Raw genomic sequence first — 14,340 nt, forward strand, 5'->3', positions numbered from 1 at the left:
CGGGCACTACGCCAACTACAGCGTGTTCGACCTGCCCAGTGTCGAGGAGCTGCACGACACCCTGATGCAGCTGCCGCTGTTCCCCTACATGGACATCGAGGTCGACGGGCTCTGCCGCCATCCGTCCTCGATCCATGCCGACGACCGTTGATTCCACGCCAAATAAAAACAAGACGAGGTAACGCCGAATGACCGTGAAGATTTCCCATTCCGCCGACATCCAGAAGTTCTTCGAGCAAGCCGCCGGTTTCGGCAACGACCAGGGCAGCCCGCGCTTCAAGGCGCTGATCAATCGCATCCTCATCGACACCGTGCGCATCATCGAGGACATGCAGGTCACCGACGACGAGTTCTGGAAGGCGGTGGACTACCTCAACCGCATGGGCGCTGGCCAGGAAGCCGGCCTGCTGGTGGCCGGCCTGGGCCTCGAGCATTTCCTCGACCTGCTGCAGGACGCACGCGACGAACAGGACGGCCACACCGGCGGCACCCCGCGCACCATCGAAGGCCCGCTGTACGTGGCCGGCGCGCCGTTGTCCGAGGTCGAGACCCGCATGGACGACGGCAGCGAGGAGGGCGTCGCCACTCCGATGTTCCTCGAAGGCCGGGTGCTGGACCTGGACGGCAAGCCCATCGCCGGCGCCACCGTCGACCTGTGGCATGCCAACACCAAGGGGATGTACTCCTACTTCGACCAGAGCCAGTCCGAGTTCAACCTGCGCCGCCGCATCGTCACCGACGCCGAGGGCCGTTATCGCGCCCGTAGTATCGTGCCCAGCGGCTATGGCTGCCCGCCGACCGGCACCACCCAGGAAGCCCTGAATCTGCTCGGCCGCCACGGCCAGCGTCCGGCGCACATCCACTTCTTCATCTCGGCGCCGGGCTATCGCCACCTGACCACCCAGATCAACCTGGCCGGCGACCAGTACCTGTGGGATGACTTCGCCTATGCCACCCGTGATGGGCTGGTGGGTGAGGTGGAGTTCCGCGAGGACGGCGCGCGGGGTGTGGCGGGGCGCTATGCCGAGCTGCAGTTCAACTTCCAGCTGCAAAACGCGGCGGGTGCCGACGCCGAACAGCGCAGCCAGCGTCCGCGCGCGCTGCAGGTGCAGGGCGCCTGATTTCGCTGTGATATCCCCGTAGGAGCGGACTCCGTCCGCGATGCTCTTGTGCTTGGGCTATCGCGGACGGAGTCCGCTCCTACGAGATACATCTGTGCTGGGGTCGGCCCTCACCCTAACCCTCGGCTTTGGCATCCTGCGTCGCCCTACCTCCTGCATCCCTGCAGTCGTCTCCCAGGGGGAGAGGGGACCGTTCGGTGCAGGATGAAACCTTCGCGTCAGCCGGCTCGGACTGCCCCCTCTCCCTACGGGAGAGGGTTGGGGTGAGGGGACAAGCCTCGCCCCATCCCTCCAGAATTGCACGCTCCTACTTAAGAGCCTGTCGTGTCACCCGCCAGCACGATCAGCCCCTCAAACCCTGAACCGCTGAATCAACTGCCGCTGGTAGTCCGCCATCTCGTTCAACCGGTGGCTGACCTGCGCCGACTGCTCCGCCTGCCCCGACAGCGAATGGGTCACATCGCGGATGGCTTCGATATTGCGGTTGATCTCCTCGGCGACGCAGCTCTGCTCCTCCGCGGCGCTGGCGATCTGCAGGTTCATCTCGCTGATCAGGTTGACCGACGCGGCGATGCGTTGCAGCGCCTCCACCGCCTGTTGCACCTGGCCGACGTTGTGCTGTGCCTGGCCGTGGCTGCCGTGCATGGCCTGGGCGACTTCACGGGTGCCGGTCTGCAGGTTGGCGATGACCTGGCGGATTTCCTCCACCGAGCTCTGCGTGCGTTGCGCCAGGCCGCGCACCTCATCGGCGACCACGGCGAAGCCACGGCCCTGCTCGCCGGCGCGGGCGGCTTCGATGGCGGCATTCAGCGCCAGCAGGTTGGTCTGTTCGGCGATAGAGCGGATCACCTCCAGCACCTGGCCGATCTGCTCGCTGCGTTCGGCGAGGTCCTGTACCTGGCCCATCGCCGCGGTCATGCCCTGGGCGAGTTCGCCGATGCCGTGGGTGGCGTGGGCGATGACGCCGAGGCCTTCGCGTGCCGCCTGGTCGGCCTGGTTGGCGGCTGCGGCGGCCTGGGCGGCGTTGCGCGCCGAGTCCTGGGCGGTCGCCGACATCTCCTGCAGCGCCGTCGCCACCTGGTCGATCTCGCGGAACTGCTGCTGCATGCCATCGCTGGCCTCGCGGGCGACCAGCGCCGACTGGTCGGCGGTGGCGCGGGTGTCGCTCACGGCACCCTGCAACTGGCCGATCACCGGTTGCAGCTTGTCGAGGAAGCGGTTGAAGCCCTGGGCCACCCGGCCGAGTTCGTCGCGGCGGCTGTAATCGAGGCGACGGGTGAGGTCACCGTCGCCATCGGCAATGGCCTCGACCATGCCGGCCAGGCGCAGCAGCGGGCGGGTGACACCGAGCGCGGTGAGCCAGACAAGCAGGATGCCGAGCAGGCTGAGCGCCAGGCCGACGCCGAACTCGACCATCGAGCCGTGGGCGCGTTCGTCATCCATGGCGCGTTGCAGGCTGACGGAGGGCGCCATCAGGGTGTCGTGCGGCACGCCGAGCAGCACGCCCCAGGGCGCGGCGCCGGTGATCGGCTCCAGCGGTTCCAGTACCTGGATCTGTTCGGCATCGCTGAGGGTGAACGGCTGGTTGCGCTGCTGGGCTGCGAGCAGGGCTTGGGCCTGGGCAGGCTGCACGTCGGGCAGACGCTTGCCGACTGTCGCGGCGTTCTGGCTGTTGCCGGCGATCACCCCGTCCGGGCTGAGGATGCTGATGCGCCCACTGCCGTCGTACAGGCCGGCGGCGCTTGTACGGGCATTCTGCTGCAGGCTGTCGAGGCTGATGTCGAGGCCGACCACGGCAATCACCCGGCCGTCTTCCAGCAGCGGGAAGGCGATGCTGGTAACCAGCCGGCGGGTGCCGGACGCATCGTCGCTGTAAGGGTCGAGTACGCATGCCTGCCGGCTGTCGCGCGGACAGGTATAGAAGGCGTTGTAGGGCTTGCCGCTGGGGCCGGGGGAGGTGTCGGAGAGGGTCTTCTCGTCGCCAATCACCGGCGTCGGCACGCCGCCTTCTCCACGTACCCAGTAGACGGAGAAGCGCCCGGTCTCGTTGCTGCCGGCCTCGGCGTCGCCGTGGAACTGGGCATCGGCCTTGTCCAGCGCCTGGGGCTCGAAGACCAGGTAGAGGCCGAGCAGGTCGGCCCTTTCGGCGATGGCGTCGCGCAGTTCACGGGTGAGGCGCTGGCGCAGGGTACGCGTGTCGATCTCGCCGCGCGCCGCCTGGGCGCGCAGGCTCAACAACTGGCGACTCAGGCCCTGGCCATAGTCGTAGGTGCGCAGGAACAGGCGTTGCAGTTGCAGCGCCTGCACCTTGCCCTGCGCCTGCAGGTTTGTTTCGGCGGCGCGGGCCAGCATCTGTCGGCTGGCGTCCTTCACGCGCGCGGTGCTCTGCTGGGTCTGGTACAGCGACAGGCCGACCAGCAAGGTGACCACCAGGGTCAGGCACAGGCTGGCGAGCAGGACGATCTTGTTCTGGATATTCAGGGTGGGAAGGGGCATGGGAAGGCACCTGATGCAGAAACAGGAACGGGGCGGCGCCTTGCAGCGACCGCCCCGTGGAGTCATGCGCGACCGTGGTCAGTACATGAAGGAGAAGACCACCTGGCTGTACAGGTTGGTGTCGTTGTTGCCCAGCTGGGTGCCGCCTTGCTCGGCGCTCTTGTCCGGCTGGTAGAGGCCGATCAGCGGCATCACCATCAGGTTCTGGGTGACACCCCATTCGGCGTACAGGTCCAGCTCCTGGCCGTCGGTGTTGCCCAGGTCCTTGTCGAGGGTCTTGAAGTCGAACAGCATCGCGCCGAGGTTCAGGTTCTCCAGCGGGGAGACCTTGAAGGTGAGCTGCTGGATCTTGCTGTTGCTGTTGAAGGGGCCGGCGTAGTTGCCCGCGACTTCACCCTGGAACCAGGTGCCGTAGCCACGGCTGAAGCCATAGAACAGGGTGTCGTAGTTCTCCGAGAAGCGGCTGTAGCGGTAGCTGACGCCTGGCGTCCAGGCCACGTCCTTGAAGGTCCAGCCGGCTTCGAGATACCAGGCGTCCTCATTGTCGACGTGGCGCTTGTCCTGCTCGGCGTATTCGCCGGAGAGGAACAGGTTCTCCACGCCGGCGTTGCCGGTGGCGCGCAGGCTGTAGGTCTTCATGTCGCGGCGGTCGAGCTGGAGGGGCGAGGCGTATTGCTCGTCGATGTCGGTGACGTCGATGAAGGTCAGGCCGACGGTGGCTTCCTTGGCCACGTGCTCCAGGGTGCCGACGTAGAGTTCGGACTTGGCCTGGGCGCGGTTGTCCGACTTCAGCCACATCAGGTCGCTGCGCCAGCCTTCCTTGCCACCCAGACGCAGCACGGCGGTTTCGTCGAAGTTCTTGCGTGCCGCCAGGTAGTAGGCGCCGCCGCGGTTGAACTCGCCATCGGCCACGCCGTTGCCGAGGTTCAGCGCGTCGCCGTCGATCAGGAAGCCGTCGCCGACCACGATGTTCTGCCGGCCGAAGGACAGGTCCACGCCATCCTCGCCCAGGGCGGAGAACAGGTTGCCGGAACGCCAGCCGAGGGAGGCGTCCTCGATCTTGGTGGTGCGCTCGGAGCCATCGCTGAAGCCGGCGGCGTCGCCGTCGCCCCAGGTGCCGGAGCTGAGCAGGCCGAAGGCGCCGTAGGTTGTGCCCGCGCCAGCCAGGCCCTGGTCGAAGCTCAGGCCGTACTTCACATAGCCCTCGCGCCAGGACGACGAGCCCTCGCTCAGCCTGCCGCTGGGAGCGTAGTTCTCCTGGCTGTGGAAGATGCCGAAGGTGGCTTCCAGGTTGGCGTTCAGGTGGGTGTCGTCGTCGGCATACAGCTCGTACGCGCTGGCATTGCCGGCCCCGGCGATGAGCAGGGCGAGCAGGGTGGGGCGCAGCATGGCGGCGTGGGTCATGGTGAAGGCATCCGTTTCGTTATTGTCGATTGAGGGGATGTGTCTTCTGCCGATGCTAAGGAAGGGCCGGCCCTGCGCCGTTGCTCCTGTCTGCCAAGTGATTGTGTGTGATTGCCAGATCGGTGGGCCGTTGCGGCGCCGTCTTTTGTAGGAGCGAGCTTGCTCGCGAACGAGCCATCCGGCGGCGCCAGCGTCGAGCGGGTTCGCGAGCAAGGACTGGGCGTCCCCCTCGCTCCTACAGGGGGGCAGGACTTAGCGCGAGCGGGAGATCAGTGACGGCTGTTCGGCGTAGAGACGCTTGTACAAGGCCGAGAAATGGCTGGAACTGGCAAAGCCCAGGTCCAGCGCCAGGTGGGTGATGCTCTGCTGCGGCTCCTGCTTGAGCCGGCGCCGCGCCTCGGCCAGGCGCAGGCTGAGGAAGAACTGTTGCGGTGTGCTCTGGCAGATCTGCCGGAAGCAGTACTGCAGGGTGCGCTGGCTGGTGTTCAGGCTCTGGCTCAGCTCCAGCAACGACAGTGGCTCGGCGAGGTCCGCCTGCATCCGTTCGATGGCCGCCAGTACCAGCCGGCGATGCTGCTGCAGCGAGCGCGGTGCGCCATCGCGGGCGCTGCCGGGGAGGACTTCTTCCAGCGCCTGCAGCACGTGGCTCAGCACCAGGTCGACAGCGTGGCCGGCCTGTTGCGGGTCGGCCACCCGCCAGGGCTCGCTCTCGAAGACGGCGATGGCGTCGCACAGGCTGCGGCGCAGGTCGCCCGCGCCGGTTGGTGAAAGCTGCAATCGCCGCTGCTCCAGCGCGCGCTCGAACAGCTCGCGTTCCTCGGCGCCGAGCAGGCGTTCCAACTGCGGCTGGCTGAAGGTCAGGCCAAGCATGTGGATCTCTCCGGCGGCGCAGATTTCCAGCTCGCGGCCGCCTTCGAGCACCAGCAGGGTGTCGTCGTGCAGGGCCTGGCCGTTGAAGCGTGAATCGCCGTTGGCGCGCAGGGGAATACCGATCACCAGGTGGCCGGCGGGTGGCGCCATGTTCTCCTGCAGGTGCAGGTTGGAGTGTTCGTAGATCAGCGAGGCGTCAGGCAACTGCACATGCAGCAGCTCCGCCTGCAGGCGGCCGTGGCCGAGCTGGGTGTAGTCCTGGCTCCAGCCGGCGAGGGCGCAGGCCAGTTCATCGGAATCGGTTGCCTGGTGGCGGGCTATGCCGGTCATGGCGGTTCACCTCGGTTGTGCGCCGAGTATCGGTCAGCACTGGCGCGCAGGATTGTGCCTGCGCGCCAGGGGCTTGTAGCTGGCTGCCAGATTCAGCGGCCGGCGAGGTAGGCAGCGGCCAGTGTACAGGCACGCTCGATCAGCATGGGCGCCAGTTCCCGAGCGGTTTCGCTGTTGCGCCGGGTGTGCACCCAACCCAGGTAGGTGGTGCCGCGCAGGGCGAGGAACAGTGGCAGCGCGGCGCGATCGGCGGCGGCCAGCGGCTTGACCGAGTGGTAGCCGGCCAGCAGCGCCGCCTGGATCTGTTCAAGGCGCGGGTCGTCCAGGCAGAAGTACAGCGCGGTGGCCAGCTCGAACATGTGCCAGCCGAAGCCGGCATCGTCGAAGTCGATCAGTTGCAGCTCACCGCCGTCGAGCAGCAGGTTCTCCGGCACCAGGTCGGCGTGGATCATGCCGAAGTTGCTCAAGGTTCGGCCGTAGCGGCGCAGGTCCAGGCGGGCTTCCTGGCGGGCGTGCTGGAGCAGCTCGCGTTGCTCCTCGCTGAGAAGGTCGAGCTCCCAGAAACGCCCCCAGAACGGGTTGGCGCCCACCAGGCCTTCCTCGTCCCAGGCGTGCCGGGTGAACTCGTTGGGCTGGCGCCACTGGGCCGAATTGAGGTGGATGCGCGCGGCCACCGCGCCGGCCTGGTGGAACAGCGCCTCGATGTCGCCATCGGCGCTCAGGCCCTGTTCGGCGGAACCCAGGGTGCTGCCGCCGAGCCAGCCGAGCATGTCGACGAAGCGCGGCTCCGCCAGCGCGGCGCTGCGCACTTCGGCCAGGTGTTCGCCGTTGCGGGTGCGGATGATGCTCGGCACGCCGATGCCGGCGGCGGCCAGTTGCTCCATCCAGGTCAGCTCGGAGCGCAGCGCCGCTTCGCTGTGGTAGCCGCCGCGATGCACGCGCAGGGCGCTGCGCGTGCCGTCGCTGCGGGTGGCGCAGAACACCGCGTTCTCGCGGTACTTGAGCAGTTCCAGGCCGACGAAATCGCCGTCCCAGTGGCGCAGGGCGTCCAGCGCCAGTTCGCGCAGGCAGGCGAGCTGCTGGTCGTGGTCCAGCGTTGAGAAGTCAGTCATGGGCATTCTCTCCATCGGTATTGTCTCAGAGCTCGCTCAGGACCTGGTCCAGGGTGTCGATGAAGCGCTCGCCGTGCTCGGCCTCGAATACCAGCGGCGGGCGGATCTTGAGGATGTTGTCGTCGCCGCCGATCTTGCTGATCAGCACGCCGCGCTGACGCATGGCGTTGACGATGCGCCGCGCCTCGAGGCCGGCCGGCTCGCGGCTGGCACGGTCGCGTACCAGCTCCACGGCGAAGAACAGGCCCTGGCCGCGTACGTCACCGATGATCGAATGGCGCTCGGCGAGGCGGTGCAGCTCGGTGCAGAGCTTCGCGCCCTGGCGCCGTGCGTTGCCTTGCAGGTTCTGCTCGGCGATCACGTCCAGCACCGCCTGGCCCACGGCGGCGGCCACCGGCGAGCCGCCGAAGGTGTTGAAGTACATATTGCTGCGGCCGAAGGATTCCACCCGCTCGCGGTTCGTGACCACGCCCGCCAGGGGGAAACCGTTGCCCATGGGTTTGCCGAGGGTGACGATGTCCGGCACCAGCGGGTGCGACTGGTGGCCCCACATGTGGTCGCCGGTGCGGGCGAAGCCCGATTGCACCTCGTCGGTGATCAGCAGGCCACCGGCGTCGCGCACCAGTTTCGCCACGCGTTCCAGGTAGCCGGCCGGCAGACGCGGGATGCCTTCGTTGGCGAACAGCGTGTCGATCAGCATGGCCGCGAGGCCCACGCCAGCCGCCTGCAGTTCGGCGATGGCTTCGGCGACCCTGGCCACATAACGGTCGGCGACCTGCTCGGGCGTGCCGTCGGCATGGTAGAGGCAGGGGATCGGCACGGCCCGCGCATGGGCCGAGAACGGCTCGGAACTGGGCAGCGCGGTGGTCACCGCCGCCAGGCTGGTGGTGTTGCCGTGGTAGTTGTAGTCGCTGACGATCACGCCCTTGTTGCCGGTGGCGAAGCGCGCCATGCGCAGGGCCAATTCGTTGGCCTCGCTGCCGGTGCAGGTGAACATCAGGCTGTCCAGGGGCTCGGCGAAGGTCGCCGTGAGGCGCTCGGCGTAGCGCACCACGCGTTCGTTGAGGTAGCGGGTGTGGATGTTCAGCGTCGCCGCCTGTTCGGCCATTGCCGCCACCACCCTGGGGTGGCAGTGGCCGACGCAGGGCACGTTGTTGTAGCAGTCCAGGTAGCGCTTGCCGGCGGCGTCGATCAGCCAGACGCCTTCGCCTTTCACCAGTTCCAGCGGCTCGTCGTAGAACAGCGGCGACGCGTCGCCCATGACCTGATGGCGGCGTTGCAGCAGGGTTGGTTCAGACATTCTCTGCATTCTCCAGGGGCTTGCCCGCGCGGGTGGCGCGCAGCAGGTAGTTGAGGACAAGCGCGGCGACCACCAGGGCCAGCGTGCTGAGCATGGCCACTTCCAGCTGGAAGCAGGCGGCGATCACCACCAGCGTCAGCAACATGCCGACGCTCGCTACGACGGGACCGCCGCGCAGGCGGAATGGACGGGCCAGGCCCGGCTGGCTGCGGTGCAGGCGCAGGTAGGCGGCGAACAGCACCAGCTGGCAGCTGCCCAGCAGCAGGACGATGCAAAGCAGGAGTTTTTCCGGCGGCACCAGGGTCAGCGGCAGGCCGATCACGGTCAGCACCAGCAGGGCGATGTAGGGCGAGCCACGGCCGTTGGTGCGCGCCAGCGCGGCGGGGAAGAAGCCGTCACGGGCCAGGGCGAACAACTGGCGGGAGGCGGAGAACACCACCGAGAAGAAGGTCGCCAGCAGGCCGCACACGGCGCCGGAACCGACCAGCAGCGGCAGCCAGTCGCGCTCGCCGTAGAGCCCTCCGTGGGTCATGGCGGCGTACAGCGGGTCGCCGGCGTTGCCGACCACCTCCACGCCGGCCGCGCCCGGCGCGCTGATCACCACGGTCAGGGCGGTCAGCAGCAGGGTGGCGACGGCGGCGATGATCCCGCGCGGCATGCTGCGGCCCGGATCGGCGGCTTCCTCGGCGGCGGAGGCGACCTGCTCCAGGCAGATGAACATCCAGATGGCGAAGGGCACGCAGGCGAACACGCCGGCGACGCTCACGCCCGGCAGGGCCGCGCTGGCACTGGGCAGCAGGTTTTCCCAGTGTACGTGGGGCAGCATGGCGCCGCCGAAGGCCAGCAGGGCGATGGCCGCCACGGCGCCGGCCAGCAGGGTCAGCCCGAGGGCTTCGCCGACGCCGATGATGTGGATGCCGATGATCACCGCGAACAGGCCGATGCGCACCGGCCAGCCGCCGAAGCCGAACACCGACTCCATGTAGGCGGCGAGGAAGTTGGCGGCTGCTCCCGTGCCGATGGTCAGCGCCAGCGCGCAGGCGGCGCCGACCAGGTAGCCGACGAAGGGCCCGAAGGCCAGCTGCGCGTAGGCGAACACGCCGCCGGCATGGGGCCGCGCGGTGGAGAGTTCGCACACGCACAGCGCCAGGCCACCGCAGAGCACGGCCATCAACAGGGTGGCGACGAGCATGTTGGCCCAGCCGCTGCTGGCCAGACCATAGTTCCAGCCGGAGAACTGCCCGGCGATGACCAGTGAAATGCCGAGCCCTGCAATTTGGGGCCAGCGGAGTACGCCTTGTTTGAGCATGGTGATTGTCCCTTGCCTGTGAGTGATGGGGAGTGAACGGCAGTCAGCCGCGAGCGCCGGAGCGCAGCGGGCAAGGGAGGGCGTCGGCGTGCGCCGACGGTTGGATGCGTGGATTCATGGAGCGGGCCCTTCTTGTTGTTTTATGGGGTTTGCACGCGCCCGCCGTGATGTGCGGCGGGCAGGGAAAAGGTACGAAGGGCGCGGGGTGGGGCGATATCAGAAATGCGCAAAGACGCGGAGTGGGGAAATTTGCGGGTGCGAGCCTGGTGCCAGCCTTGCCGGCGACGGAACATTTACGCTCGGGTTTGCCGTCACCCTGGCCCTCTCCCGGAGGGAGAGGGGACCGATCGGAGTTCGCTGAGGGATCTGCGTTAGCCGGATGACGTTGGTGCAGAAAGAACGCCAACCTCAACGGCTGCTGCGGACTGCCCCCTCTCCCTGAGGAGCGGGGCGCGCAGCCAGGGCTGGGGTGAGGGAAGTGTACAAGCACGGCCTGTCCGGAGTAGGGCAGTTGCACCTGCAGGCCATCTCGCGAGCCTTGCCACGGTGCCATCGATACCTCCCGCGCAAAAAAAAAGCCCGCCAGAGGCGGGCTGCAGGAGACCAAAGGAGTCAGGGTTTGCTGATGCCATCGTCGATGGCGATGCCCTTGGCGCGCATCTGGCTGATCAGCCCGGCGCGGGTCGAGGGCAGGTTGAGCATGGCCTCGTGGCGGATCGCCGCGACTTCCTGCTCGGTATACGGCTGGTAGTTGGCCGGCATGCTCTTACCGGCCATGCCGTCCTCGCGCATGATCCAGTTGATCAGGTCCGCCAGCTGCGCGTTGCTCAGCGCGGACTGCGACATCCCCGGCACGCGCACCAGGAACTGGCGCCCACCGTCGACCTTGAGAAAGTTGCCGACGAAGCCCTTCATGCGTGGCGTGTCGTTGGCGGCCGAGCCTTCGCCGTCGCCCAGGTGGCACCCGGCGCACTGCAGCTGGTAGTTCACCGCCGTGCTGTAGTGCGCCTGGGCAATCGGCGTCTGTGGCGACTCGTTGCCCGGGGCGTGTTTCTGGTTCGGGTTGGGGATGGCCCGGGCCATGGCGAGCGGAGCCGCCATGGCGCAGGCCAGTCCGACGATCAGCAGCGTGCGCATGGGCGCCTCACACCGCGACGCCGCGGATGATCGAAACGGTGCAGTGGTAGATGTGCGACTTGGCGGCCAGGCACCAGTTCACATCGTTGTTGTTGAACGGACGGTAGGCCGGTTCCTCGCTGTCGTTGCGGGTGCAGGCGCACTGGTTGCAGCTGTGCTTACCGCAGCAGTCGTTGTAGGAAATGATGTAGTCCTTGCCGTCCGACGGGTTGCGGCAGGTGCCGATCCAGGTCACCTGGGAGGCCTCGGTGCCGGGAGGGCAGGAGGTCACGCTACCGCCGCAGCAGGAGCAGAGGAAGCCGTCGATGGAGCAGTAGCGCCAGTAGTCGCAGCTGTTCGGGTCACCCGGATCGCCGGCCTTCGGCGCTTCGGCGGCGAGCGCCTTGCTGGTGCGGTCGATCGGCAGCAGGACCGGCAGGGCGGCGCCGGCGACCATCAGCGAGCCGAGGCGGCCGAGCAGCTTGCGGCGGGAGGTGGTGTCGGCCACGTGACGGGCGGAGCGCTCGAACAGGAGGTCGAGGAGTTTCATGGGGATCTCCTTTCGTTGTCGTTATGCGTGGGAGTGCGGGGTGTCGTGGCCGTGGTCGTGTGCGTGGGCATGGCCGTGCAGGTACTGCTGCAGGGTGGCGCTGCCCAGGTGCTCGGCCTCGAACAGGCTGTCCAGGTGCTCGCGGGAGTTGACCAGGCCCTTGGAGCGCAGGATGCCGTTCTGGTCGATCAGCGCCGCGTAGGGCAGCTTGCCGATCTGGTAGGTCATGCCGACTTCCGGGCCGACCACGTAGGTCGCGTCTTCCAGCTTGTGTTCGCGGATCAGCGCCTGCTGGGCGTCCATGTCGCCATCGCTGACGTACACCACGTCGAGGCGGTCGGCCTGCTGCTTGGCAATGGACTTGATCGCTGGCAATAGCGACTTGCAGATCGGGCAGGTCGGCGAGAGGAAGAACAGCAGCTGGGCTTTCCCGCCGGCATAACCGAAGTTGACCGGACGGCCGTTGCGATCAGCCGCGGTGACCTGGGGTGCGGGTTCGTTGACCGCGACGCCCTTGTCGACCATCAGTGCACCGGCCGGAGCCAGGCGCGAGTGGAGGACGCCGATCTGGCGAACCAGACCCATGACAGCGAAGGCCAGGGCGATCAGCAGTGCCCAGAGCAGGATGTTGGAAACGATCAGGGCTTCCATGGTTCACCTTCCAATAAGTTTGAACAGACGGGGGCCGTTGGACAGCAGGCCTTCGGCGGCGGCATAGATGAGCAGGGCGGTGGCGCTGGCGGCGATGACCACGAAGCCGTCGAACAGACCGAGTTCGCGGGCCTGCGGCGACAGGCCGGCGGCCAGTGCCAGGGCGACCAGGATGGCGTTGCGGGCCAACAGTACCGGGCGCAGCGGTTGCGCCTGGTCGGGGCCGGAGCAGCCACAGTCGATGTCGCGGCGGCCGCGCCACAGGTTGAGCCCGATGGCGGCGGCGTACAGCGCCAGCAGCAGCGCGGCGACCAGCGCGGCGCTTGCCCGGCTGGCCGGAACCAGCAGGGCGAAGGCGACGCCGATTTCCAGCAGCGGCAGGCAACGGGCGACCGGCTTGAGCAGCGCCTTGGGCAGCAGCTGGTAGTCTTCCAGTTGCTGGGTGAAGCGGCCCGGCGCGCGCAACTTGTGGGTGGCGGCGTTGGCCAGGATCACCGAGATGGAGACGGCGCTGGCGATGACGTAGATGGGATCGATGTTCATGAGCTGTGCCTCGCTCAGTGACTCATGATCTGAGTCGCGGTTTTGTGCAGCTTTTCCATGGTCCCGGTGAGCTTGCCGGTCTTCAGGTCGAAGATGTCCACGCCGCCCTCGACGTTGATGCCCAGCAGCAGCGGGTTGGCGTCGCTGGTGGCCTGCAGGCTCCAGATCGGCGCCTTGCCTTCCAGGGTGCCGATCTTCTTGTGGGTCTTCAGGTCGAAGGCCCAGATGATCGGGCTCGGGTCTTCCCACTTCATCGGCTCGTGGGCGTCATGCATCAGCACGTAGAGGCGGTCCAGCTTCGGGGCGATGGCCATCAGCTGCCAGCCACCCGGTGCCCAGCCGGCCTTCTTCTCTTCGTCGGTGACCAGCGACCATTCGGGCAGGACTTTCGGCTGCTTGCCGGACAGGTCGATGCCACGCACGGTGCCGGTGGTGGTGGTGAAATAGTAGGTGTCGCCGACATTCACGGCGCGCTCGACCAGCTTCTCCTTGTCCGGGGTGAAGAACGGCGTGCGGGTGCGGGCGGTTTCCTTGCCGTCGTCGCCGAGGGTCACCAGCTGGACGCTGCCGTCGCCGCACAGCGAGGCGATGCCGCGCTTGCCGACCGGGTAGCTGAGTACGCAGCCGGGAATGGCGATTTCGCTGGTGACGGATTTGCCCTGGGTGTCGACCACGGTGATCGAGGTGGACGGGGTGAAGTTGTAGACGTAGACGAAGCGGTCGTCGGTACTGGTGCCGATGCCGAAGCGCTGGGTCAGGGACTCGGCGCGCTTGGACGGAATCACGACTTCCCAGTCCGGCGACAGGGTCGAGGTGTTCCAGGCGGTCAGCACGTCGGTGCGGGTGCCACGGGTGCCGCGCGAGTAGAACAGGTCGGCGCTGTACAGCAGCTTGCCGTCGCGGCTCAGGGTCGAGGGCGCGGCGAAGCCGGTGCTGACCATGCCCAGCAGGCGCTTCTGGTCGGCATCGATCACGGTTACCCGGCCGGCGACGAAGCTGTCGAACTCGACATCGACCACGTAGGCGCGGTGCGGGCTGGGCGGGAACGGGAGGGTGGTCTGGCCGATGCCCTTGTCGGCCGGGAGGTCGGCGAAGGCGCCGTGCACGCACGCAAGCGCCACGCCGAGGGCCAGCGTTGTCTTGGCGAGGATCCTGTTTATTCGCATCAGGTGGACTCCCTGGATTTATTGGAATGGTGGAGCGCCAGAGGTGGCAGGGTTCTACGGACCCAGTCTGCCCGCGACGGGGTGCGGGGGAATTGTTCTGCGTGCCAATCGGTTGTCTGGTTGTGCCACTGCTGCCTGAGCGGTCATGGCGGGTGGGCGGTTGGCGGGCCTGTCCGGGGCGCGCCGCGACTCGTCTAGATGACTGTAGAGCACGCTGGAGCGGGGCTTGGGGAATCTTTGCGGCGCTATGCGCATCGGCTTGCTGGAAGGTTTGGATTCTCTGCCAGGGGGCTGGCCCTATGCAGAGCAACGATATTGCGGACGGTGTCCACTCCAGCCGGGGCATGCGGTTCTCGTAAGAGCGACTGTCTT

At 67.3% G+C, this 14,340-nt stretch carries 13 protein-coding genes and 1 pseudogene; 2 read left to right on the forward strand and 12 right to left on the reverse strand.

Annotation, left to right across the window (positions count from 1 at the left end; translation table 11 throughout):
- Together ACNFBT_RS22400 and catA are read left to right on the forward strand one after the other, a co-directional pair.
- The coding region (locus ACNFBT_RS22400) for a muconolactone Delta-isomerase family protein (protein WP_416753124.1) at positions 1-151 on the forward strand (151 nt) is incomplete at its 5' end.
- A gap of 37 nt (positions 152-188) precedes the next feature.
- Positions 189-1,121: a catechol 1,2-dioxygenase gene (catA, locus tag ACNFBT_RS22405; protein ID WP_416752938.1), complete on the forward strand. Its 933-nt coding sequence runs from the start codon at positions 189-191 to the stop codon at positions 1,119-1,121.
- A gap of 351 nt (positions 1,122-1,472) precedes the next feature.
- Here the strand turns inward: catA and ACNFBT_RS22410 are convergent, their stop codons facing one another.
- The 12 genes and pseudogenes from ACNFBT_RS22410 to ACNFBT_RS22465 form a co-directional block, all read right to left on the reverse strand.
- Complete coding sequence (locus ACNFBT_RS22410) at positions 1,473-2,228, reverse strand: methyl-accepting chemotaxis protein (RefSeq protein WP_416753125.1); 756 nt, start codon at positions 2,226-2,228, stop codon at positions 1,473-1,475.
- Between the two features lie 102 nt (positions 2,229-2,330).
- Positions 2,331-3,683 (reverse strand): annotated as a pseudogene (locus ACNFBT_RS22415) (HAMP domain-containing protein); the annotation flags it as partial.
- 12 nt (positions 3,684-3,695) lie between these two features.
- The gene (locus tag ACNFBT_RS22420; RefSeq protein WP_416752939.1) at positions 3,696-5,021 is read right to left on the reverse strand and encodes a hypothetical protein; all 1,326 of its coding nucleotides are present in this window, start codon (positions 5,019-5,021) and stop codon (positions 3,696-3,698) included.
- Between the two features lie 252 nt (positions 5,022-5,273).
- A complete protein-coding gene (locus ACNFBT_RS22425; protein ID WP_416752940.1) occupies positions 5,274-6,221 on the reverse strand; it encodes a helix-turn-helix domain-containing protein in 948 nt (315 codons plus the stop codon).
- A gap of 92 nt (positions 6,222-6,313) precedes the next feature.
- On the reverse strand, positions 6,314-7,333 hold the full coding sequence (locus tag ACNFBT_RS22430; protein ID WP_416752941.1) for a phosphotransferase enzyme family protein: 1,020 nt from the start codon (positions 7,331-7,333) through the stop codon (positions 6,314-6,316).
- A gap of 25 nt (positions 7,334-7,358) precedes the next feature.
- Positions 7,359-8,633, reverse strand: a complete 1,275-nt coding sequence (locus tag ACNFBT_RS22435) for an aspartate aminotransferase family protein (protein WP_416752942.1) — start codon at positions 8,631-8,633, stop codon at positions 7,359-7,361.
- Positions 8,626-9,942 carry an amino acid permease gene (locus tag ACNFBT_RS22440; protein ID WP_416752943.1) on the reverse strand — a complete coding sequence of 439 codons (1,317 nt, stop codon included), beginning with the start codon at positions 9,940-9,942 and terminating at the stop codon, positions 8,626-8,628. Before ACNFBT_RS22440 ends, ACNFBT_RS22435 begins: the two co-directional genes overlap by 8 nt.
- A gap of 612 nt (positions 9,943-10,554) precedes the next feature.
- Positions 10,555-11,079, reverse strand: coding sequence for a cytochrome C (locus ACNFBT_RS22445; protein WP_416752944.1), 525 nt, complete (start codon positions 11,077-11,079; stop codon positions 10,555-10,557).
- A gap of 7 nt (positions 11,080-11,086) precedes the next feature.
- On the reverse strand, positions 11,087-11,608 hold the full coding sequence (locus ACNFBT_RS22450) for a methylamine dehydrogenase light chain (protein WP_152223868.1): 522 nt from the start codon (positions 11,606-11,608) through the stop codon (positions 11,087-11,089).
- 21 nt (positions 11,609-11,629) lie between these two features.
- Positions 11,630-12,259, reverse strand: coding sequence for a methylamine dehydrogenase accessory protein MauD (mauD, locus tag ACNFBT_RS22455; RefSeq protein WP_416752945.1), 630 nt, complete (start codon positions 12,257-12,259; stop codon positions 11,630-11,632).
- Between the two features lie 3 nt (positions 12,260-12,262).
- The gene (locus tag ACNFBT_RS22460) at positions 12,263-12,802 is read right to left on the reverse strand and encodes a MauE/DoxX family redox-associated membrane protein (RefSeq protein WP_416752946.1); all 540 of its coding nucleotides are present in this window, start codon (positions 12,800-12,802) and stop codon (positions 12,263-12,265) included.
- A 14-nt stretch (positions 12,803-12,816) separates the two neighbouring features.
- A complete protein-coding gene (locus tag ACNFBT_RS22465; protein WP_416752947.1) occupies positions 12,817-13,968 on the reverse strand; it encodes an amine dehydrogenase large subunit in 1,152 nt (383 codons plus the stop codon).
- Positions 13,969-14,340: the final 372 nt, after the last annotated feature.

This window comes from Pseudomonas sp. NY15181, from assembly GCF_048068055.1.
Classification (GTDB): Bacteria; Pseudomonadota; Gammaproteobacteria; order Pseudomonadales; family Pseudomonadaceae; genus Pseudomonas.